Below are 21,164 nucleotides of genomic sequence, written 5' to 3'. Positions count from 1 at the left end.
GCGTCGGGCCGGGTCGAGGTCGACCCAGCCGTCGCCAGCGTCTCACAAGCCTGGCCCGCGCCTCGTCACCGACCGTCGACCGAGGCGAGATCTTTGCAAGGACTTAGTTGACCGGGTCGAGCAGGAAGAGCGGGATCTTCCGGGTGGTCTTGGTCTGGTACTCGGCGTACGGCGGGTACGCGGCCACCGAGCGCTGCCACCACTCGTCGTACTCGTCGCCCTCGATCTCGCGCGCGACGTACTCCTTGGTGACGTCGCCGTCCTGGAGGCTGACCTTCGGGTCGGCCTTCAGGTTGTAGTACCAGACCGGGTTCTTCGGTGCGCCGCCGAGCGAGGCGACCGCGGCGTACACGCCGTCCTTCTCGACCCGCATCACGGGCACCTTGCGGATCTTGCCGGACTTCGCACCGCGCATAGTCATCAGCACGACCTTGAGCCCGATGATGTCGACCGCGTCGGTGGTCCCGGCCTCGGTGACCTTCTCCACCTGCTCGCGGACCCAGTCGCTGGTGCTGGGGGCGTACTCGTCGCTGTTGGTTGTCATGTCACCCATGATAATGGTGACGCATCACCATCAACAGCCCCGGCGCGTCGCGCGGACAGGTCAGAGCGCCGGAGCGAGCTCGGTCAGGGCCGCGAGCGCGTTGTCCCAGGCCTGCACGGACTGCTCGGGGTCGTGCTGCTCGTCCAGGCGGTCGAAGCCCGACTCGACCACCAGCAGCCGGGTGCCGTCGCCCTCGGGCGTGAGCGTGAACTCGACCAGGTTCGCGTTGCCCGGCACCGGCTCCACACCCGGCTCCACGGCGTACCGGTAGGCGAACCGGCGGCCCGGCTCGACCTTCTCCACGAAGCCGCGGAACTCGCCGTGCTCGTCCCAGCGCATCACCAGCCGCCCACCCGGGCGCAGATCGATCTCCGCCCCGCCGAACGCGTACCACCGGGCAAAGGTCTCCGGCTGCGTCACCGCGGCCCACACCACCTCCGGCCGGGCCTCGACGTACACCTCACGCTCCACGCTGTCCATGACGCCTATCCTCCCCGTTCGGGGGTGCCCAGATTCGTCCGGCTTGATTCATCGGCCTCGACTCATCGGGCGCAGGAGCGGAGCTGGGTTGCGGTCGCGATCGTCGCCTCGATCCAGCGCCGGCGCAGGAAGTGCGCCTTCAGCAGCCGGTGGACGCCGTCCAGCACGACCAGCCGGCCGCGGTACGCGACCAGGTTGATCGGGAAGTCGAGGTCCGCGTCCATCACCCGCTGGTAGTGCGCGCGGAAGTTCATCGGCGTCTCGGCGACCTGGTGCGGCGTCACCCTGAACCGTTCGCCCTCGAGCTGCCACAGCGGCAGGTCGAACATCCAGACCAGGTCGGCGATCTCGACCGGCTCGACCTTCAGGTCGAGCTCCCACAGTTTCGCGAGCTGCCAGCGGTACGGCGGGAACACCTCCCGCAACGCCTCCGGCATCATCGCGACGAGTTCCTCGAACGACACGTCCGGCGCCGCCGGATCCGCGTCCGAGCCGAACGTGTCACCCAGCCCATCGATCGTCACGACGGAGCAGGCTACGCCATCGCCGGGGCGACGACGGACCGGTACGCGGCCGCCCCGGACGGAGCGGGCGGCCGCGTGCGGATGACGGTCAGGCGGTGTGCTTGCCGCGGCGGCGGAAGGTGACCACTCCGGCGCCGGCCATCAGGATGCCGCCGGCCGCGAGCAGCAGGCCGCCCGCGAGACCGAACGCACCATTGCTGTTGGCAACCGAGTCGCCGTCGGATCCGCCGAAGCCGGCGTCGATCGCGGTCGGAACACCGGCGGTCGGCGTGTCACTCGGCACGTCGGAGACCGGAGTCGACTCGGTCACCGGCGGCGGCGTGCTCGTCGGGTTCACCGAAGTCCCCGGGGTGGACGGCGTGTCAGTCGGCGTCGCAGGCGGAGTGTCCGTCGTGGTGGGCGACTCCGTCGGCGTGGTCGGCGGCGTCGTGGGCGGAGTGTCCGTGGTCGTCGGCGGGGTCGTGGGCGGAGTGTCCGTGGTCGTCGGCGGGGTCGTCGGCGGCGTCGTGGGCGGAGTGTCCGTCGTGGTCGGCGGAGTCGTCGGCGGCGTGGTGGGCGGCGTCGTGGTGCAGCCCTCGACCCAGAACACCTTGTGCTTGACGTCGTTGCCGATCGAGCCGGGGGCGTTCACGGTCAGCTTCACGTGGTAGCCCTGCTGCGGGTGCGGCTCGCCGGTGAACTTCAGCGTGTAGACCTCACGCGCGTCCAGGTCCGTGCCGCCACCGGCTTCGTCCTCGCCGATGAACGGGTTCAGGTTGCCGGACACCACCTGCAGGCCGGCATCCGCCGTCGGGGCCTGGTCCTCGAAGGTGACCGTGGCCTTGTACGAGTCGTCCTTGTCGTAGTTGTAGAACTCGACGGTGAACGTGCAGCCCTGGTGCGGGTTGTTGTCCGGCGGTCCGCTCTGGATGTCGGCGCCCTCGATCTTCACCGTGCCGTTGTTGCCCGGTGGGTTGTGGCCGGCGGTCTGATCCGCGTTGGCCGAGGGCGCGACGAGCAGAGCCGCCGCGCCGAGAAGCAGTGAAAGCGCTCCGGCGCCGGCGAAGATGCCGGCCGCGCGGGAGCGAACGCCCGTGTGGGTCATGTCCGTCCTCGAACGAGTGCAGGGGTTAGGCCTTGGAGAAGTATTTCGGTTCCGTTACGGCAGTCAAGCTCGTTCGGTAACGATTGGCCCGCGTGTCGCAGGGTTTTCCACAGCCCCCGCTGCCCAAGGCCTGTGGACAGCGCACAAACGACAGACCGAACCGATCCCACCGGCCGGCGTCCACCACAGCCGATACCCCAGAACTCCGATCTCGAGCGACGCGTCGCCGCCGCACTCGTCGTACTCACCCGCACACCACGTCCCAGCGGTCGTGGCAGTGGAGTGAGCAAACGCGCCACCCGCGAGAAGCATGCCGCCGACCTCGGACAGCCTGTCATCACGGGCTCGCCGTCACCGAACGGATCGGCGCACTAGGCAGGCCGGCGTTCATAGCAGTCGGCACACCGGAACCCGCCGTACTCGTAAGGCGCGTCGATGCCGAACTCGTCGTACGCGCCCGTGGAGGGCTGCGGAAACCACGTCCCAGCGGTCGTGACAGCGGAGTGAGCCGACCGCGCCACCGGCCAGAAGCACTCCTCCGCGCGCCATCAGTTGCCACCGGCCCCGGTCGGCCTGTCGTCACTACTTGCCGCGACAGGTCGGCGGACCGGGCAGGGCGTTCACCGCAGTCGGTACGCCAGAAACTCATCAAGCTCGTACGGCGCGTCGGCGCAGGAATCGCCGTACGAGCCGGCGGAGGGCTACCGACAGCGCGCATCCCTGCGGTCGTGACAGTTGAGCGAGCCGATCACGCCACTGACGAGAAGTACTCCTCCGGACGTCATCAGTTGCCGCTGGCCCCGGTCGGCCAGTCGTCACTGCTTGCCGCGATGGGTCGGCGGACCGGGCAGGCCGACGTTCACCGCAGTCGGTACGCCGGAACTTGCCGAGCTCGTGCGGCGCGGCGGTCCTGGGGGCGTCGTACTCGCCGGTGGAGGGCTGCGGACAGCACGCGTCCCGGCGAAGTGAGCCGATTGCGCCACTCGCGAAAGCATGTCGCCGCCCCACGTCGAACTGTCGTCGGTTGCCGCGACCGGACGGGTCGGCAGGCCGGGGTTCGCCGAAGTCGGTACGCCGGAGCTTGCCTAGCCCGTGTGGGGCGTCGGCGCCGGCGTACTCGTCGGTGGAGGGCTGTGGGTCCCGGCGGTTGTGACGGCCGCCGGGACCGGGGCTCTATCTGGTGTGGCGGCCGTGGCGGCGGAGTGAGCCGATTGCGCCGCCGGCGAGGAGCATGCCGCCGAGCGTCATCAGGATGCTGCCCGCCTGGGACGGGCTGTCGTCGCTGGTGACCGCGACCGGGCGTGTCGGCGGACCGGGCAGGCCGGCGTTCACCGCAGTCGGTACGCCGGAGCTCGCCGAGCTCGTGCGGTGCGTCGGCGCCGGAGTCGTCGGCCTCGTCGTCGTACTGGCCGGCGGCGTACTCGACACCGTTCCCGGAGGCACCGTCGGCGTCGTCACCGGAGTGCTAGGAGGCGTGGTGGGCGGCGTGGTCGGAGGCGTCGTGGGAGGCGTGGTCGGAGGCGTCGTGGGAGGCGTCGTGGGAGGCGTGGTCGGAGGCGTCGTGGGAGGCGTCGTGGGCGGTGTCGTCGGAGGCGTCGTGGGCGGTGTCGTCGGAGGCGTCGTCGGCGGTGTCGTCGGAGGCGTCGTCGGCGGCGTCGTTGGCGGCGTTGTCGGGGGTGTAGTTGGGGGTGTGGTTGGGGGTGGGGCGTCGCAGCCCTTGACCCAGAAGACTTTGTGTTTGGTGTCGTTGCCCTGGGCGCCGGGGGCGTGGATGGTGATCTTGAGGTGATAGCCCTGCACGGGATGCGGCTGGCCGGTGAACTTCACCGTGTAGACCACGCGTGCGTCGAGGTCGTTGCCGCCGCCTGCAGGATCGCCGCCGATGAACGGGTTCAGGTCGCCGGACACCACCTGCACGCCGGCGTCGGACGTCGGCGCCTGGTCCTGGAAGATGACCTGCGCGTTGTACGGCCCTTCCTCGTAGTTGTAGAACTCGACGGTGAACGAACACCCCTGGTGCGGGTTGTTCTCCGGCGGTTTGTCGCCGAGCTCCACCCCGTCGATCTTGATCGTCCCGTTGTTGCCCGGCGGCGCCGCCATCGCCGCGCCGGCCGGCAGCGCGTCCCCGCCCGGCCGCACGAACATCGCGGCGGCGCCGATCAGAAGCGTGAGCGCCCCGGCGGCCGCCACCATCGTGGCAGCCTGAGCGCGAACCCCCTTGACGACCATCCCCAGTCCCCTGTCTCACCAATGGTCACAATCCGGGCGGACATCTCTCCAGCAGTATGCCCCTCTCGTTGCCCAAGTCAACAAAGTCGGGGGATGACAACGAGAGACTTGGTTGCCTCAGGCATGCGCCATGCGGTGGATGATGACGATCGCCGAGTCGTCGCCCGGCCCGCCGGCGGTGGCCACCAGCTCCGCGGCCGCGCCCAGGAACCCCTGCCCCACCAGCCGCTCCGCGTGGCCCGCGAGCCGGTCCGTGCCGCGGCCGATGTCCTGGCGCGGCGTCTCGACCATCCCGTCGCTGTACAGGAACAACGCGTCCCCGAGCTTCAGCTGCCCGTGGTTCACCTCGAACTCGGGCGACTCCACCAGCCCGAGCAGCGGCCCGTCGGTGTCCCGCGTCTGCCAGCGCCCGGACCACGCGTCGAACTGGATCGCCGGCGGATGCCCGGCCGTCCGGACGTCGAAGTCCCCCGTGCGCAGGTCCAGCACGACGTGCACCACGGTCGCGAAGTCGTCGTCCCACTCCTGCCGCCGGATGTACCGGTTCGCCGACGACAGGAACTCCTCTTCCGGTACGACGCCCAGCAGCCCGCCGAACGCGCCGGACAGCAACAGCGCCCGGGTCCCGGCGTCGATGCCCTTGCCGGAGACATCGACCAGCGCCACCTCGAGGACGTGCTCGTGCACCGTCGACACGACGAAGTCACCGGAGAACGTCGACCCGCCCGCGGACTGGATCGCGACTTCGACCCGCCAGCCGGGCGGCAACGTCGGCAACTCGCCCTGTGCGGTGAGCGTGTCGCGCAGCTCCATCAGCATCGACTCGCCGCGCGTCCCGGGAACGCCGAGCCGGCTGCGCACCTTCGCGCTGGTGATCATGATCCAGCCGACGACCACGAGCACGAGCACGAAGCCGATCCGGGGCAGCGTCAGGCCGCGCGACAGGACGACGTACGCGCCGAACGTCGTCGTGATCGCGGTCAGCGCGACCAGCTCCCCGAACCGCAGCAGCACGCCGCCGACCACCAGCGGGACGATCAGGAAGGAGGCCGGCACGAACGTCGACCAGGCCAGGCACGCGATCGAGATCAGCAACTGCACCAGCATGAGCGCGCCGAAGGCGACGCGGTGCGAACGGCGGGCACGCCGGCCCAGCGCCTCGACCCGGCGGCCGATGCGTCGTATCAGCGCGAGTCCGCCGCTCTTCCTCATGGTGTGAAGAACATAACGGTACCGATCGGTCCGTGCATCACTTCGAAACACAACCGATGACTGTCAGCTCTTGCGAGTGAGACCGGTTCGCTGGCACTTGGGGCACCAGAACAAGTTACGGCCCGCGAGGATCTTCGTGCGGATCACCGACTGGCAGACGAAACACCGTTGCCCCTGACGCCGGTAGACGTAGACCTCGCCCCCATGGTCGTCCCGGCGCGGGTCACGGCCCATCGCCTCCGGGGTGTGGTCGTCGGCAACGGTGTCGATCCGCCCGGTCTCCACGCCGTACTTCATCAGCGCGAGCAGGTCGTCCCACATGCCCTGCCACTCGCGCTTCTTCACCACGTTGCCCGGTGTCATCGGGTTCAGCTTGGCCCGGAACAGCACCTCGGCGCGGTACACGTTGCCGACCCCGCTCAGCACGTCCTGGTTCATCAGCAACTGACCGATCGGCAGCTTGCTACGGTGGATGCGGTTCCATGCCAGGTCCGGATCCGCGTCGTCACGCAGCGGGTCCGGACCGAGCCGGCCGAGCAGCTTGTCGCGCTCCTCGTCGGTGATCACCTCGCACACGGTCGCACCGCGCAGGTCGGCGTACGCCGTGGCGTTCTGCAGCCGCAGCCGGACCTGACCGACCGGTTCGGGGACCGGCGCCGGGCGGATGTCCATCTTCCCGATCAGCCCGAGGTGGACGTGCAGCCAGCCCGCGCCCTCGAAGTCGGCGAGGAAGTGCTTGCCGTGCGCCTCGGTCTGGCGCAGCAGGTGCCCGTCGAGCAGCGCGGCGCCCTCGGCGAACCGGCCCTGCGGGCTCGACGCCCGAACCGTCCGGCCGCCGAACGCGTCCCAGACGTCGTTCGCCAATCGATGCAGGGTGTGACCTTCAGGCATAGTTCCTCTTATGGGGACGACAGATGGATCCAGAGGGGGCCGGACGAGTCCGCCCACCCCGGCCGTTGTCGGCACCGGCCGGAGCATGCGGGCCCGCGACGTGTCGCGGCCCCGTCAGCCCGTCGTACGTCGCCCCGTCCTGCCGAGCACCGATGCGGCCGATGCGGCCGATGCGGCCGATGCGGCCGATGCGACCGATGCGACCGAGCACGATGATCAGGGCAGCGGCGGGAGTTCGCCGGTGGACTCGTAGGCGGACAGCATCTCGATCCGGCGGGTGTGCCGTTCCTCGCCGGAGTAGTCGGTGGCCAGGAACGTCTCGACGAACGCGGTGGCCTCCTCCTCGGTGTGCATCCGGGCGCCGACGCTGATCACGTTGGCGTTGTTGTGTTCGCGACCGAGCCGCGCGGTGTCGGTGCTCCAGGCGAGCACCGCCCGGACGCCCTTCACCTTGTTGGCGGCGATCTGCTCGCCGTTGCCCGAGCCGCCGATCACGATGCCCAGGCTGCCCGGTTCGCCGGCCACGGCCTGGCCCGTGCGCAGGCAGTACGGCGGGTAGTCGTCGACGGCGTCGTACACCGCCGGACCGTGGTCCACGACGTCGTGCCCGGCAGCCGTCAGGTGCTGCACCAGGTGGTTCTTGAGTTCGAAGCCGGCATGGTCGGAGCCGATGTGCACTCGCATGGCCCGCAATCTACTTGTCAGCTTTCCGCACGTGTACGCCGCCTGGCACCGTCAGCTCCGCGGTCAGCTCCGTCACAGCGGCGTACGCCTGCTCGTACGGCGTCCCGCTCGGGTGCAGCGTGAAGACCGCGACGATGCTCCGGTCGTCCGGCCCGACGGTGCCGGTCGTGTGCAGCGCGTCGTTGACGAGGTCGACCACGGACTCCGGTTTCGCCCGGTCCGACCGATACCCGCTGGACCCGTGGAACCCGGACCAGCCCTGCTTGATGCTGTAGCCGTCCTCGAAGACCGACGGGATCCCGAAGAACTGGTCGAAGCCGTCCGTGCCGTGGCGGGTGGCCTGGTGCAGGTGGCCCATCACGAAGTCGCGGACCGGCCGCGGGGCGTCCTCCAGCAGGTGGCGGTAGATCCGGACGGTGTCGGCGGCGGTGATCGCGACGTACCCCCAGAAACCCGGGTGGCTGGGCGGCGGGCCGGCCGTGTGCGTCAGGCCGAGCCGCTCGGCCGTGCGGTCCACGATCGCGGCGCCACCCAGCTGGTCCCAGTAGTAGCTCGCCGCGTCGTCGTCACTGCTGCGCAGCATGACCTCGAGCCGTTTCCCGTCGTCGGGCGGTACGTCGTACTCCGGTCCGCGGCGTGCGAAGAAGTCCAGCGCGATCAGCAGCTTCACCACCGACGCGGACCGGAAGCGCTGGTCCGCGTCCTCCTGGTGGACGAACTGCCCGGTCTGGCGGTCGAACACGGCGACGCCGGCGGCCAAGGTCATCTGGAATCCCACTCACTCCTGGACGGACTCATGAGTGAGTAACTTTCACCGCCCGGGTGCTGAGAGTTCAACCCCTGAACCGTCAGTCGAAGATCGGCCCGCGGTCCCGGGTGCGCTTGATCTCGAAGAAGCCCTCGGTGCCGGCCACCAGCCGGACGCCGTCCCAGAGCTTGCCGGCCGCCTCGCCCTTGGGCGCCGGGGTCACCACCGGACCGAAGAACGCGGTGCCCTCGACAGAGATCACCGGCGTGCCGACCTCCATCCCGACCTGGTCCATACCGGCGTGATGCGACTTCTTCAGCGCGTCGTCGTACCGATCGGTGTCGGCGGCCTCGATCAGCGACGCCGGCAGCCCGACCTCGGCCAGCGCCTCCTTGATCACGTCGCCCTTGCCGTCGCCGATCCCCCGGCCCTCGACATGGATCCGCCGGCCGAGCGCGGTGTACAGCGGCAGCAGAACCTCGTTGCCGTGCGCCTGCTCGGCCGCGATCAGCACGCGGACCGGGCCCCACGCGTTGCTCAGGAAGCTGCGGTACTTCTCGGGGAGCTCGTCACGGCCGTCGTTCAGAACGGCGAGGCTCATCACGTGCCAAGTCGTCGTCACGTCCCGGACCTGCTCGACCTCGAGCATCCAGCGGGACGTCATCCAGGCCCAGGGGCAGGCCGGGTCGAACCAGAAATCAGCGGAGGCAGTCATATTCACCATCATACAAAGTTGAAACAACGGTTATACCGACTCGGTATCCAATACCCAATGTCGGGGGGAAACCCTCGGCCAACCCGCGAGCCAGGTGCATAGGATGCCGACATGCCTGGAACCAACCTGACGCGCGACGAGGCGCGTTCCCGTGCGGGCGTGGTCAGCGACGTGAGCTACGCAGTCGAGCTCGATCTGGCCAACGCCCCGACCGGTGCTCCGACCTACCCGTCGGTGACCACCATCACGTTCGCGGCCGAGGCCGGGGCGAGCACCTTCGCCGACCTGATCGCGGACACGGTCCGTTCGGTGACGCTGAACGGCGTGACCCTCGACCCGGACGCCGTGTACGACGGTGCCCGCATCCAGCTCGACGGGCTGGCGGAGCGCAACGAGCTCACCGTGGTGGCGGACTGCCTGTACTCGCGGACCGGTGAAGGGCTGCACCGTTCGGTCGACCCGGCCGACAAGGAGACCTACCTCTACACCCAGTTCGAGGTGCCGGACGCCCGCCGGGTGTTCGCCACCTTCGAGCAGCCCGACCTCAAGGCCCCGTTCACCTTCACCGTTTCCGCACCGGCCCGCTGGGTCGTCATCTCGAACGCCCCGACGCCCGAGCCCACGCCGTACCAGGGCGCGAACGGCGAGGAGCTGGCGCGCTGGGAGTTCCCGCCGACCGAGCGGATCTCCACCTACATCACCGCGGTGGTCGCGGGTCCGTACCACGTGGTCACCGACGTGTACGAAGGGCCGCACGGGACGTACCCGCTGTCGCTGCTGTGCCGTCCGTCGCTGAAGGGCGCGCTGGACGTCGACGACCTGTTCGAGGTCACCAAGCAGGGCTTCGCGCTCTTCGAGGAGGCGTTCGGTACGCCGTACCCGTTCCACAAGTACGATCAGGCCTTCGTGCCGGAGTACAACATGGGCGCGATGGAGAACGCGGGCTGCGTGACGCTGCGCGACGAGTACCTGTTCCGCAGCCGGACGACGCACGCGGAGATGGAGGCGCGCGCCAACACCGTGCTGCACGAGCTGGCGCACATGTGGTTCGGCGACCTGGTCACGATGACCTGGTGGGACGACCTGTGGCTGAACGAGTCGTTCGCCGAGTGGGCCAGCCACTGGGCGCAGGTGGTCGCCACGACGAAGTACTCCGACGCGTGGACGACGTTCTGCAACGCCCGCAAGAACTGGGCGTACCGGCAGGACCAGCTGCCGTCGACGCACCCGATCGCGGCCGACATGATCGACTTCCACGCGGTCGAGGTGAACTTCGACGGCATCACCTACGCCAAGGGCGCCTCGACGCTGCGCCAGCTGGTCGCGTTCGTCGGTGAGGACACCTTCGTCAGCGCGCTGAAGGAGTACTTCAAGGACCACGCGTTCTCGAACACCGAGCTCGCCGACCTGCTGAAGCCGCTGGAGAAGGCGTCCGGCCGCGACCTCGACGACTGGACCGAGCGCTGGCTGCGGACCGCCGGCGTGAACACGCTGCGGGCCGACTTCGCCGTCGACGACCAGGGCGCGTTCACGTCGTTCGCGATCGAGCAGACCGCGACCGAGAAGTTCCCGGTGCTGCGGCCGCACCGGCTCGCGGTCGGCCTGTACCGGCGGAGCGAGGCCGGCCTGGTCCGGACCGAGCGTTTCGAGGTGGACATCGATGGGCCGCGCACCGAGCTCCCGGAGCTGACCGGCGCGACCCAGCCGGACCTGGTGCTGCTGAACGACGACGACCTCACCTACGCCAAGATCCGCCTCGACGAGCGCTCCCGCGGCACGCTGGTGGAGTCGATCGACCAGCTCACCGAGTCGTTGCCGAGGGCACTCGCCTGGGGCTCCGCGTGGGACATGACCCGGGACGCGGAGATGCCGGCCAGCCAGTACGTCGGCATCGTGCTGCGCGGTATCCGGGCCGAGACCGACCTGACCGGTGTCCGCTCCCTGCTCAACCAGGCGAGCAGCGCGATCAACCAGTACGCCGCTCCGCAGAACCGGCCCGCCCTGCGCGCGCAGTTCGAGGAGGCGCTCGCCGGACTGGTCGCCGACTCGGAGCCGGGCAGCGACCACCAACTGGCGTTCGTCCGGGCGTACAGCTCGGCGGTGTTCTCCGACACCGGTGCCGACCGGCTCGCCGGCTGGCTGGAAGGTCGCGACCTGCCGCAGGGCCTGGTCGTCGACACCGACCTGCGCTGGACGCTGATCGTGGCGCTGGCCCGGCTCGGCCGGATCGGCGCCGACGAGATCGACGACGAGCTCACCCGCGACACCACGATCACCGGTCAGGAGCGGGCCGCCCAGGCCCGTGCCGCCCGGCCGACCGCGGAGGCGAAGGAAGAGGCCTGGCGGGTCGCCGTCGAGTCCGAGGACACTCCGAACGAGACGCAGTTCCGGACCATCCTCGGCTTCCAGCAGCCGGGCCAGGAGGACCTGCTGCGGCCGTACGTCGACAAGTACCTGAACGCGGCCAAGGACGTGTACACGCGGCTCGGCTCGTCCATGGGCGAGAACGTGCTCGTGTACCTGTCCCCGCGGCATCTCGCCGACCAGGGCGCGCTCGACGCGCTGACGGGCTGGCTGGCTGTGGAGTCGTCGACCGTCGACGCTCCGACGCTCCGGTACGTCACCGAGGCCCAGGCCGACCTGACCCGCGCGATCGCCGCGCAGGCGAAGGACATCGTCGCCTGACAGCCTTCCGACAGGGCCGGTCTCATCACGGGACCGGCCCTGTCGCTTTGAACCTCGTCGTGCGGTAAGACTGGGTCGGTGCCCGCCTCTGATCCCGCCTTGGCTGGTGCGGCAGCTGTTGCGCTGACCGGACTCGCAGAGGCGTACCGACCCCGCCCCATCACCCCACTGATGCCCTGGCGGTACACCCACCGTCTGGTGAAGCCGTACGTCGTCACAGCGCGCGGCCGGCAATGGGACGACCACATGGTCGACGTCGCCCGCGGTACCGCCACCCGGCAGCTCGAGTTCGACGACGCGATGGGGTCCGTCGGGCTCGGGGTCGTCGTACTGCATCTGGGCGACGACGGCATCTACCTCGTGGTGCAGAGCTGGGCGAAGGACTTCCAGTCACGGCTGAGCATCTTCAGCGGGATGGACGTCGACGACCTGCGGCCGGCACCGATCGGCGCCGCGCCCTGCGTCTGGGAACTCGAGGTGCTCAGCCACGAGCGCGCGTCGTACGTGCAGCACATCCTGTCGGCCGGCGTGGACGTCGACAGCTGGCTCGACGACGTCCTCGACACCCGCCCCACCCCGCGCCCCGACGGCATACCGTCCGGCACCTAGTTCTGACCAGCCGCGTCCAGACGGTTCCGCTGGTCCGCGGTGAGCTCCAGGTCGACGGATGCGAGCGTCTCGTCGAGCTGGGCGACCGACGACGCACCGACCAGCGGGATGATCGAGACCTCGCCACCCATCAGCCAGGCCAGCACCACCTGGTTCGCTGTCGCACCGGTCTCGCGTACGACGTCGTCCAGCGCCAGCTTGCGAGCTCTCGTGCCGGCGTGGTCGTACGACTCGTCCAGCGGCTTGTCGGCGCGCACATAACCACCGCTGAGCAGAGGCGAGTACGCGACCAGGCTCATGCTGGGCTCTGCACGCAGATAGCTGAGCAGCTGGCCGTCGGTGACTCCGATGGCGCCGTCACGCGACCGGAGTCCGCCCTGATCGGTCCGGGCCCGGAAGTACGTGTGGTGATGCTGCAGCACCTCGCACCCCGGTAGACCTGCCGCAGCCGCCAATGTCCTGAACCGCTCGATCTGCCAGCTCCAGTAGTTGCTCAGCCCGACCAGGCCGACGGTCCCCTCGGCCACGTGTGCGCCGAAGGTCTCGACCTGCACCTCCAGCGGTACGGCGGGATCGGGCACGTGGGCGTAGTACACGTCGACATGGTCCCGGCCGAGGTTCTCCAGACTGCGCGCCAGCGACTCCTTGATCACCTGTGGCGACAGGCCCTCCAGGTCTTCACTGAGCTGCCTGGCGGGCCGCGGCGGCCGGCCACCGACCTTGGTCGCGATCGTCAACTCGTCGCCCACGCCGCGACTCCGCAGCCAGCGGCCGAGCAGCTGCTCGCTCTCACCGCCCTGGGTGCCGTTCACCCAGAACGCGTAGTTGTTGGCCGTGTCGACGAACGTCCCGCCCGCCTCGACGTACCGGTCCAGGATCGCGAACGAGGTCGCCTCGTCGGTCACCGTCCCCATCAGCATCGCCCCGAGGGCGATCTGGCTGACCCGGCGCTGCCGCGCGGAGTCGCCGCCAATCGTCAGATATCGCATGACCGTCAGCGAACCAACTAGAGCGCCCTCTAGGTCAAGCGGTCCGGCAGAACGCGTTGTCGATGAGCTGCTTCGCGGCCTTCTCCTGGGCGAGCAGGGCCGGCACCGAGTCGTTCAGCTGACTCGACATCGACTCGACGACGCTGCGGCGGCCGCCGGAGGCTGCCAGCGCCGCCGGACGGCAGCCATCGCCTCCGGACCCGGACAGTGGTAGCGCGAACGCTACCCGTGAGAATCAAACGATTGTTGGTCGGCGGATCGTGAAGGGGTGTGCGCGGTGCGCGATTCCCTTCTGGGGAAAGAGATTCTTACCACCTGAAGAAGGCTCACTTACTCGTGCGTTCGGTTTAAGCTGCACCGCATATATCCATCAGGGTGTCTGGGGAGGGGCCCTTGCCGTGACACGCGTCGACCACCGGAAGCCGCCCGCCCGGGCTGCCCGCAGACAGCAGCGGCCTGCCGCCCGACGGAACGCGCCCGCGGCGCGGTCGCGGAAGCCGCAGCGATCGCGCAGTGCGATCGGCGCAGCGATCGTGGCCGGCCTGGCGATGGTCGCGGTGTTCGCGTTCATCCTCACCCGCGGCGCGGACTCGGAGACACCCGCCGACGGACTGCGCATGGGGTCAGGGACCGACAACGGCGCCGCGGCACCGGCCGCGCCGACCGCGAGCGCGACCGGCAGCGTCACCAAGGCCGACCGGAAGCCGCCGGTGTCCGCGACCGCCCCGAAGCCGACAGCGAAGGCTCAGACGACCACGCCGCCGCCGGTGAACACCGGTCCGGCCTCGCCGAAGTTCAAGAGCGGCCAGTGGATCGCGATGCTGGACAAGTACCCGGCCGACGCGGGCGAGACGGCCAAGGAGACGGCCGCCAAGATCACGCGCGCCGGCATCCCGGCGAAGGCGATGCTGGTCGACGGTCAGTACCCGGGCCTCACGACCAGCTCACTCACACCGGTCACCGGCACCTGGATGGTCTACCTCGGCCCGGGCACGTCCTCGGAGCAGATGCTGAACCTGTGCCTGGACCCGCGCACGCAGGCGGCGTACCAGAGCCCGTGCCCGACCTACGAACCGGCCGGCTGAGGTACCGAGGGCACTGACGGCACTGAGTCGGTCGCCAGCCGGGCGTGCAGGTGCGAGTCGTGCCGCTGCCCGGTCGGCTCGACGTAGTAGTCACGCATCACGCCTTCGAGCTGGAACCCGGCGCGCTGTGCGACGTGGCAGGACCCCGCGTTGACCAGCGCGTGGTCGAGCGAGATGCGGTGCAGCCGCAGGCCGTCGGCTGCGAAGCCCCAGCGCGCGGCCGCGTCCAGCGCGCGGGCGCCGAGCCGGCGACCACGGGCGAGCGGGCTCACCCAGTACGCCGCCACGGCCTGGTCCGGTACGCGGTGGACGTCCCGCAGCGTCACGCTGCCGATCACCTGATCGGTCTGCGTGTCCGCGATCGCGAAGACCGCGTTGCCGCGCGCCCAGCTGTCGATCCGCGGCTCGAGCCAGCGGCGGGCGCGCTTGTCGGCCGGCGTGCTGATCACCGCCGTACCGGCGGTCCAGCGGAGGATGCCAGGGTCCTGCAGCGCGAGGGCCACCGCAGCCTCGTCGGAGGCGACGAACGGACGCAGTACGACGTCGTCCAGGTCGATGCGACGGGACTGCAGGGCCGCCACGTCAGAGCTTGTGCGGCTCGTTGTTCGCGTGCAGCAGCGGCGGCTGGTGGGCGTGCGCGCCCAGCTGCTGGACGCCGGTGACCAGGCCGCCGGTGAGGTCACCGGTCGCGAACGAGGTCTGCATGGTCAGCGCGGCCAGGCCGGCGGACGCGTCCGACAGCTGCCGCCTGGCCAGCGAGCCGGTGACGATCTCGAGGCGACGGCCGGCCGGGTCGACGTACACCAGGATGCTGCTGTCCGGGTCGTCGAGCTCGTTCAGCAGCTCGATCGCGAACGGGCGGGTCTCCGAGTCCGCGCCGCCGACGTACACCGAGAAGTGCAGGCCGGAGGTCTCCTCGGCGTGCCGGACGGCGCGCTCGATGTCGTAGAGCTGGTCGGGGGTGAATGCGTCACCAGCTGGCACTTGCGCCTCCGAGCGTGCGGGCGACGCCGGTGCCGGCGGTCGCGGTGGCACCCGGTGCACTGGTCAGCTCAGGCATCTCGGGCAGGTTGGCCGGGTCGGGCTTGGTCGCCGTCGGTCCGTTGATCCAGACCGGCGGGGCCCACCAGGACAGGCCCGGACGGTACCGCGGGCCGCTCGCGATCGACGACGCGAACACCAGCAGCGCCAGCACGGCGATGACGAGGGCAGGAATCCCGACGAACACCAGCAACGAGTGCCCGGACAATTCGACAATCACAAGCCGAAGCCTAGTACCCGCAGCACGGGAGGGACCGAGGCCCCTCCCGCAAGACCTGTCAGCAGCTCTTGTCAGCAGCTCTTGTCAGCAGCCGCCGCAGTTGTAGTAGGTGATGTCCCAGTGGCTGCCTTCGTCGGCGTAGATGTTGCCGGCGCCGGAGCGCCACTGGGCGGCGCCGTCGCCGCGGTCGGCGATCCGGGTGAACGTGTTGCGGATGTAGTTGCCGACACAGGTGTACTTCGAGATGTCGACCTTGTATCCGTTCCAGTGGCTGTAGGTGCCGCTCGCGTGGCCGACCTCGGTACCGCCGGTGATGTTGACCGCGCACCCGCTGGCCGTCTTCAGCGTGCGCACGCCGTACGCCGTGCTGTCGTTGATCTGCTCGAACGACGTGCACGTGGAGTTGTAGCGGTCCGAGCAGCCACCGCTGGACGACCAGGTCAGGCCCGCGGCCCGGAAGATCGAGGTCGCCTGGGAGTGCGTCAGCTTGGTCAGCGCGGACGCCTGCTCGACCGCCACCACTCCGGGCAGCAGACCGACGAGCACGGCGACCAGGGGAACCACGACGCGACGGAGCAACTTCATGGGGACACTCCTTGAAATATGGGGCGGTTATTTCAAGGAGTGCAATTCCCAGGAAAGTTATTGGCGAAACGTCAGGTTGAATCAGAAATTAACGTCCGAGCACTGATAGAAGGCGTTCCCGGTGTCGGCGATCGTCCAGACCGCGAGGATCATGTGCCGCCCGGACCGACCGGTCGGGATCGTGCCGGGGTGCGACACGTCGTTCGGCGGCCGGCTGCCGTTCATCTTGATCGTCAGGAACGGCGTCAGCTCGAGCGCGGACCGGGTCAGGGGCTGGGACGGGTTCCAGCCCTGCTTCGTCATGTAGTACGAGAAGTCGGCGGTCGAGTGCGGGGCGGTCAGGTGCCAGGTGAACGTGAACCCCTGCCCACCTTGCAACTGGGTAGCCGGCCAGGCTCCCCCGCGCTGGTCGTCGAGTTCGTGGAACTGAGCGAGCCCGGCCGAGCACAGCACACCGTCAGCCGGTCCCGCGGCCGGGAAGCCCTTCGGCCCTTCGACACTCTGCGGCTCCCACTGGATCGCGCCGCAGTTCTGTACCGCGCCTTTCTGACACAGCTTGGCGCGACTGATCGGCGAGTTCGTCCAACCATGTCCGTAAGCGAGCGGGACCGACGTACTGACCGTCAGCGCGAGAGCGCCGACGGCAATTCCGGCCAGGCTGAGCCTTCGTTTGGGCAGCATGCAACAAACTCCTTCAACTGTTGGGGCGGTGGACAGCGAAGGAAGGCGCCTCTCCTGCTCAATAGAAAACAACCGTTCAAATCTATTGTCAACGGTTCGTGAGCAGGCGGGTACAGAAAGATACGAAGAGCTAGATGTTCAGCGCGCCGATCAGTCGTCGGAGGCGCTGGTTGTTGGGCAGGTCCTCGATCAGGACGGGCTCGCCGCGCGGTCCGCCGAGCGGGACGCGCCAGTTCGGGTACTCGTCGGTGGTGCCGGGCTGGTTCTGCGTACGGCGTTCGCCGACGGCATCCGTCAGCGCGACACCGACGAGCTTCGCCGGCGTGTGCGCGACGTACCGGTGCATGGCCTCGACGATGCGCTCGACATCGCCGTCGGTGTTGCTGAGCAGGTGGCGCTCACGCAGCGCGTCGAGCCAGGCGTCGCGATCGGCTTCGTCGACCGCCAGCTCCTCTTCCACAGGCCGGGTCAGCAGCCCCAGCCGGTTCCGCAGCTCGACATGATCACCGGCGAGGTAACCGGCCGTCGGCGGCAGGTCGTGGGTGGTGACCGTGGCAAGGCACAGCTCCCGCCACCGCTCCGGCGACAACGGCTTGCCGTTGGCATCCCGCTCGAACCACAGCACCGACGTACCGAGGATGCCCCGCTCGGTCAGGTAGTCGCGCACCCATGGCTCGACGGTCCCTAGGTCTTCACCGATCACGGTCACCCCGGAGCGTTGCGCTTCCAGCACCAGGATGCCGACCAGTGCCTCGTGGTCGTACCGCACGTACGTGCCCTCGGTCGGCCGCTCCGGCGACGTCACCCACCACAGGCGGAACATGCCGAGGATGTGGTCGATCCGCAGCCCGCCGCCGTGCCGCATCACCGCACGCACCAGGTCCCGCCACGCGGCGTACCCGGTCTCGGCGAGCGCGTTGGGCCGCCACGGCGGCTGCGACCAGTCCTGCCCCTGCTGGTTGAACGCGTCCGGCGGCGCACCCACGTGGATGTTGCGCGCAAGTACGTTCTGCAGCGCCCAGGCGTCGGCGCCGTCCGGGTGCACACCGACGGCCAGGTCGTGAACCACGCCCAGCGACATGCCGGCTGCCTTCGCGCGGGCCTGGGTCCGCGCCAGCTGCTCGTCGAGCTGCCACTGCAGCCAGCAGTGGAACTCCACCGCGTCCGGATTCTCATTGCGGAAGGCAACAACTTCCGGCGAGGTCGGCTCCTGCAGTTCCTCGGGCCACTTGCTCCACTCCGGCCCGTGCACGTCGGCGATCGCGGCCCAGGTGGCGAAGTCGATCAGCCCCTGGCTCTCCCGGTCGCAGAACGCGCCGTACTCCGCGATCCGCCCCACGGACGGCTGCACGCCGAACAGCACCTGCAGCGCCTCCCGCTTGGCCGCCCAGACCGTGTCGCGGTCGAGCGCCGTCGAGTCCTCGCTCAGTGCGCGTACCTGCAGCGCCAGCGCCCGCACCCGGTCGCGCTCCGCCGGGGCGAGGTCGCCGTACTCGTCGATGTCCTCGATGCGCAGGTAGATCGGGTTCGCGAAGCGCCGGGACGCCGGCAGGTACGGCGAGGGCTCCATACGGCCGGCCAGCTCCGCGGCGTGCAGCGGGTTCACCAGGACGAAGCCCGCTCCCAGGTCGTGCGCCGACCACGCGGCAAGGTCTCCCAGGTCGTGCAGGTCACCGATGCCCCAGGAGCGGCGGGAGCGCACGGAGTACAGCTGCAGCACCCAGCCCCACGTCCGCTGCAGCTTCTCCGGCTCCAGCTTCGCCGGCGTGACGATCAGGGTGCTGACCGAGATCTCCGGGTTGGTGCCGATCCGCGCGCACAGCCGGTGGTACCCGAGCGGCAGGTCGCCCGGCAACTGGAACGTCGCCTCACCGACCTGGACACCGTCGATCCACTCCGGCTCGACCCAGTGCTCCTGCTGCGGGATGTCCCGCCGGTGGCCGCCGTCCTCGAGGTCGATCCACACCTCCGCCGCGGAGCCGTGCGGGAGGTGTACGGCGAACCACGGGGTCCAGCCCTCCCGCATCACGACGGTTGCCGGCAGCGTCCGGCGCCAGCGCGCCTGCTGGTGCTCGGCCAGCGCCAGGGCCGCCTTCTCCGGCGTCGAGGCGTCCACACCGAGGGCCGCGAGTACGTCGGCCACGACCTCACTGGAGACGATCACATGCTCGCCCTGCCAGTTCCAGTACTCCGTCGCCACGCCATGGGCAACCGCTAGCTCGACAAGGGCCGGAGTGGGAGCAGTCACCCCAGCGAGTCTGCCGTATCAACGGCACCCACGGCCAAACGGCGCGCGTTGAAGACCCTCCTACGCGTTCGAGCGGCGTCGGCTGAGCATGAGGACGGCCAGCAGGAGGACCGCGCTGGCGACGACGAGGCCGATGGCGACGCCGGCCAGGTTGTCGGTCAGTTGATACAGGGCGGTCGGCCAGATGACCAGGAGGATCGCGCAGCCGACGACGGCGTACGCCGAGCGCCGGGTCCGCCCGTACGCGACCAGCAGCGCCGCGGGGCCCGCCGTACCGACGGCCAGCGCCATGATCTCGCCGCGCTCCTGGACCAGCCAGCAGATCGACGAACTGAACATCGCCGCTCCGGCCAGTGACCACGACGTCACCTGATCACGCACCAGGCCGAGCATCGCGAACACGAACGCGACGATGATGAACCCGGTCCCGGCGATCCCCGCACTGTTCGGCGCCGACCCGGTGTCCGGAGTGAGGACATCTGCCGTGATCACCAACACACCCACGGCCAGGATCCCGAACGTTGCCACCAGCAACGAAGGCTGCGTCAGCCACCACACCCCGCCGGCCGCCAAAGCGAGCGCGATCGCCACCCCGGCCACCCGGCCGGTCTCCCCCTCGATCGCCACGTAGGTCGCGAACCCGGCCACGCAGCACCCCAGGGCCGCGAGTGCCGAGCTCAGCTGTTCCCGCCGCCGCAGCAGCGCCAGCACGACCGCGGCGCCGAGCAACACGACCGCGGCCGCCGTACCGGTCGTGATCCGGGCGGCGCGACCCATCTCACCCCAGTTCGCCAAGGTCAGGAGCGCGACGGCGCCGAGCAGCAACGCGCCGCCGACGTACCCGAGCACCTCCACCAGCGCGCTCGTACGGGCGGGGGCAGGCGACCGCTTGCTCTTGGCCGGCTCCGGCTCGGCGGGCTCCTGGTGCGGACGGGGCCGGCCGGGGTCGGCGAGCGCCGCGTCGATCTCGGCGTCGGCGGCGTCCCGGATCGAGTCGGCCTGGTACTGGCGCAGCACACCAGCGCTCACGAGCCTGGAGAGCTCGTCGTCCAGCCGGCTCGACATGCTTTTCCGTCTCCTTGTCAGCCCTACTAACATCAGGCGGCGAGATGCCTATTCTGACCAGCTACCTTGCGTCCCTAGTCAGTCACCCCCCGTTTTCCCCGTTGTTGAGTCTGCCGGACACGTTCCCGACGTTCTTCCGGATGGGCAACGACGGCAAGCTGGAGGTGACCGATCAGGTCGTGGTCGTGCCGGCCCGGATCGCCGGCCTGATCATCGGCTTCTTCGTGCTGCGCTGGCTGCTGCACAAGATCATCCGCCGGTTCGCCCGGCGGACCGGCAACGGTGCGGTGGCCGGCGTCCTGTCCAAGTCGAAACTCGGCCAGGGTTTCGTGGAGAGCACGCTCGCCAGCGAGCGCCGGACCCAGCGCGCCGAGACGATCGCCTCGCTGCTGTGCAGCGCGATCACCATCGTGCTGAGCGCGGTCCTGGTGGTGATGGTGCTCGCCGAGCTCGGCTTCAACATCCTCCCGGTGATCGCGTCCGCGAGCATCATCGGCGTGGCGCTCGGCTTCGGCGCGCAGACGCTGGTGAAGGACTTCCTGGCCGGCGTGTTCATGATCTTCGAGGACCAGTACGGCGTCGGCGACCTGATCGACATGGAGAAGGCGACCGGCGTCGTGGTCGCGGTCGGCCTGCGGATCACCACGCTGCGCGGCGAGGACGGCACCACTTGGTACGTCCGCAACGGCGAGGTCCTCCGGGTCGGCAACTTGACCACCCGCGACCCGAACAGCACCCTGACCTCCGGCGTCGGCTCCGGCACCGAGAAGGAAGAAGAGGCCAGGGCCGACGACAGCGCAGCCACCGAGAAGCAGGACGAGGCCCGGAGCTGAGACGCGGACGCC

Annotated in this window: 22 protein-coding genes; 4 read left to right on the top strand and 18 right to left on the bottom strand. The window is 69.5% G+C overall.

Translation table 11 applies throughout. From position 1 onward, the window contains the following. Positions 1-103 precede the first annotated feature (103 nt). From AB0L64_RS20510 to AB0L64_RS20465, 10 genes are all read right to left on the bottom strand, one after another. Positions 104-544: a nitroreductase family deazaflavin-dependent oxidoreductase gene (locus AB0L64_RS20510; RefSeq protein WP_359938053.1), complete on the bottom strand. Its 441-nt coding sequence runs from the start codon at positions 542-544 to the stop codon at positions 104-106. 60 nt (positions 545-604) lie between these two features. Then, positions 605-1,024 carry an SRPBCC domain-containing protein gene (locus AB0L64_RS20505; protein WP_363712180.1) on the bottom strand — a complete coding sequence of 140 codons (420 nt, stop codon included), beginning with the start codon at positions 1,022-1,024 and terminating at the stop codon, positions 605-607. A gap of 62 nt (positions 1,025-1,086) precedes the next feature. Further along, positions 1,087-1,548 (bottom strand): hypothetical protein, encoded by a 462-nt coding sequence (locus AB0L64_RS20500; RefSeq protein WP_363712179.1) that lies wholly within the window; start codon positions 1,546-1,548, stop codon positions 1,087-1,089. An 88-nt stretch (positions 1,549-1,636) separates the two neighbouring features. Further along, the gene (locus tag AB0L64_RS20495) at positions 1,637-2,632 is read right to left on the bottom strand and encodes a hypothetical protein (protein WP_363712177.1); all 996 of its coding nucleotides are present in this window, start codon (positions 2,630-2,632) and stop codon (positions 1,637-1,639) included. Positions 2,633-3,805: 1,173 nt separating this feature from the next. Next, the gene (locus tag AB0L64_RS20490; protein WP_363712175.1) at positions 3,806-4,861 is read right to left on the bottom strand and encodes a hypothetical protein; all 1,056 of its coding nucleotides are present in this window, start codon (positions 4,859-4,861) and stop codon (positions 3,806-3,808) included. Positions 4,862-4,978: 117 nt separating this feature from the next. After that, positions 4,979-6,073, bottom strand: a complete 1,095-nt coding sequence (locus AB0L64_RS20485) for a PP2C family protein-serine/threonine phosphatase (protein ID WP_363712173.1) — start codon at positions 6,071-6,073, stop codon at positions 4,979-4,981. Positions 6,074-6,136: 63 nt separating this feature from the next. Beyond that, positions 6,137-6,964, bottom strand: a complete 828-nt coding sequence (locus tag AB0L64_RS20480; RefSeq protein ID WP_363712171.1) for a DNA-formamidopyrimidine glycosylase family protein — start codon at positions 6,962-6,964, stop codon at positions 6,137-6,139. A 216-nt stretch (positions 6,965-7,180) separates the two neighbouring features. Further along, positions 7,181-7,648: a ribose-5-phosphate isomerase gene (locus AB0L64_RS20475; protein ID WP_363712169.1), complete on the bottom strand. Its 468-nt coding sequence runs from the start codon at positions 7,646-7,648 to the stop codon at positions 7,181-7,183. Positions 7,649-7,658: 10 nt separating this feature from the next. After that, positions 7,659-8,414, bottom strand: coding sequence for a hypothetical protein (locus tag AB0L64_RS20470; RefSeq protein WP_363712167.1), 756 nt, complete (start codon positions 8,412-8,414; stop codon positions 7,659-7,661). Positions 8,415-8,496: 82 nt separating this feature from the next. Next, on the bottom strand, positions 8,497-9,111 hold the full coding sequence (locus tag AB0L64_RS20465; RefSeq protein ID WP_363712165.1) for a DsbA family protein: 615 nt from the start codon (positions 9,109-9,111) through the stop codon (positions 8,497-8,499). A 111-nt stretch (positions 9,112-9,222) separates the two neighbouring features. Here AB0L64_RS20465 and pepN point away from each other — a divergent pair, with 111 nt between their 5' ends. Next, the gene (pepN, locus tag AB0L64_RS20460; protein WP_363712163.1) at positions 9,223-11,796 is read left to right on the top strand and encodes an aminopeptidase N; all 2,574 of its coding nucleotides are present in this window, start codon (positions 9,223-9,225) and stop codon (positions 11,794-11,796) included. Positions 11,797-11,874: 78 nt separating this feature from the next. Next, on the top strand, positions 11,875-12,405 hold the full coding sequence (locus tag AB0L64_RS20455; RefSeq protein ID WP_363712161.1) for a hypothetical protein: 531 nt from the start codon (positions 11,875-11,877) through the stop codon (positions 12,403-12,405). Here the strand turns inward: AB0L64_RS20455 and AB0L64_RS20450 are convergent. Then, positions 12,402-13,394: an aldo/keto reductase gene (locus AB0L64_RS20450; protein WP_363712159.1), complete on the bottom strand. Its 993-nt coding sequence runs from the start codon at positions 13,392-13,394 to the stop codon at positions 12,402-12,404. The genes AB0L64_RS20455 and AB0L64_RS20450 overlap by 4 nt on opposite strands. Positions 13,395-13,792: 398 nt before the next feature. Here AB0L64_RS20450 and AB0L64_RS20445 point away from each other — a divergent pair, with 398 nt between their 5' ends. Continuing rightward, positions 13,793-14,479, top strand: coding sequence for a hypothetical protein (locus AB0L64_RS20445; protein WP_363712157.1), 687 nt, complete (start codon positions 13,793-13,795; stop codon positions 14,477-14,479). On the opposite strand, the gene AB0L64_RS20440 is transcribed toward AB0L64_RS20445, so the two are convergent. The 7 genes from AB0L64_RS20440 to AB0L64_RS20410 all read right to left on the bottom strand — a co-directional run bounded on the left by AB0L64_RS20440 (position 14,461) and on the right by AB0L64_RS20410 (position 20,319). Next, positions 14,461-15,060, bottom strand: a complete 600-nt coding sequence (locus tag AB0L64_RS20440; RefSeq protein WP_363712155.1) for a GNAT family protein — start codon at positions 15,058-15,060, stop codon at positions 14,461-14,463. The genes AB0L64_RS20445 and AB0L64_RS20440 overlap by 19 nt on opposite strands. A gap of 1 nt (position 15,061) precedes the next feature. Next, entirely contained in the window at positions 15,062-15,463 is a 402-nt protein-coding gene (locus AB0L64_RS20435; protein ID WP_363712153.1) for a DUF5130 family protein, read from the bottom strand. Then, positions 15,450-15,740 carry a hypothetical protein gene (locus tag AB0L64_RS20430; protein ID WP_355689473.1) on the bottom strand — a complete coding sequence of 97 codons (291 nt, stop codon included), beginning with the start codon at positions 15,738-15,740 and terminating at the stop codon, positions 15,450-15,452. Before AB0L64_RS20430 ends, AB0L64_RS20435 begins: the two co-directional genes overlap by 14 nt. A gap of 84 nt (positions 15,741-15,824) precedes the next feature. After that, a complete protein-coding gene (locus AB0L64_RS20425; RefSeq protein WP_359938106.1) occupies positions 15,825-16,325 on the bottom strand; it encodes a hypothetical protein in 501 nt (166 codons plus the stop codon). 81 nt (positions 16,326-16,406) lie between these two features. Then, on the bottom strand, positions 16,407-17,006 hold the full coding sequence (locus AB0L64_RS20420; RefSeq protein WP_363712150.1) for a lytic polysaccharide monooxygenase: 600 nt from the start codon (positions 17,004-17,006) through the stop codon (positions 16,407-16,409). 130 nt (positions 17,007-17,136) lie between these two features. Next, positions 17,137-19,254 (bottom strand): 4-alpha-glucanotransferase, encoded by a 2,118-nt coding sequence (gene malQ, locus AB0L64_RS20415; protein WP_363712148.1) that lies wholly within the window; start codon positions 19,252-19,254, stop codon positions 17,137-17,139. A 60-nt stretch (positions 19,255-19,314) separates the two neighbouring features. Next, entirely contained in the window at positions 19,315-20,319 is a 1,005-nt protein-coding gene (locus AB0L64_RS20410) for a hypothetical protein (protein WP_363712146.1), read from the bottom strand. 104 nt (positions 20,320-20,423) lie between these two features. Here AB0L64_RS20410 and AB0L64_RS20405 point away from each other — a divergent pair, with 104 nt between their 5' ends. Then, positions 20,424-21,152 (top strand): mechanosensitive ion channel domain-containing protein, encoded by a 729-nt coding sequence (locus AB0L64_RS20405; RefSeq protein WP_363712144.1) that lies wholly within the window; start codon positions 20,424-20,426, stop codon positions 21,150-21,152. The last annotated feature ends 12 nt before the right edge of the window (positions 21,153-21,164 follow it).

The organism is Kribbella sp. NPDC051936, assembly GCF_040680955.1.
Taxonomy (GTDB): Bacteria; Actinomycetota; Actinomycetes; order Propionibacteriales; family Kribbellaceae; genus Kribbella.
Note: the sequence above shows the minus strand (reverse complement) of the source record. Positions and strands in the feature narration are given on the sequence as shown.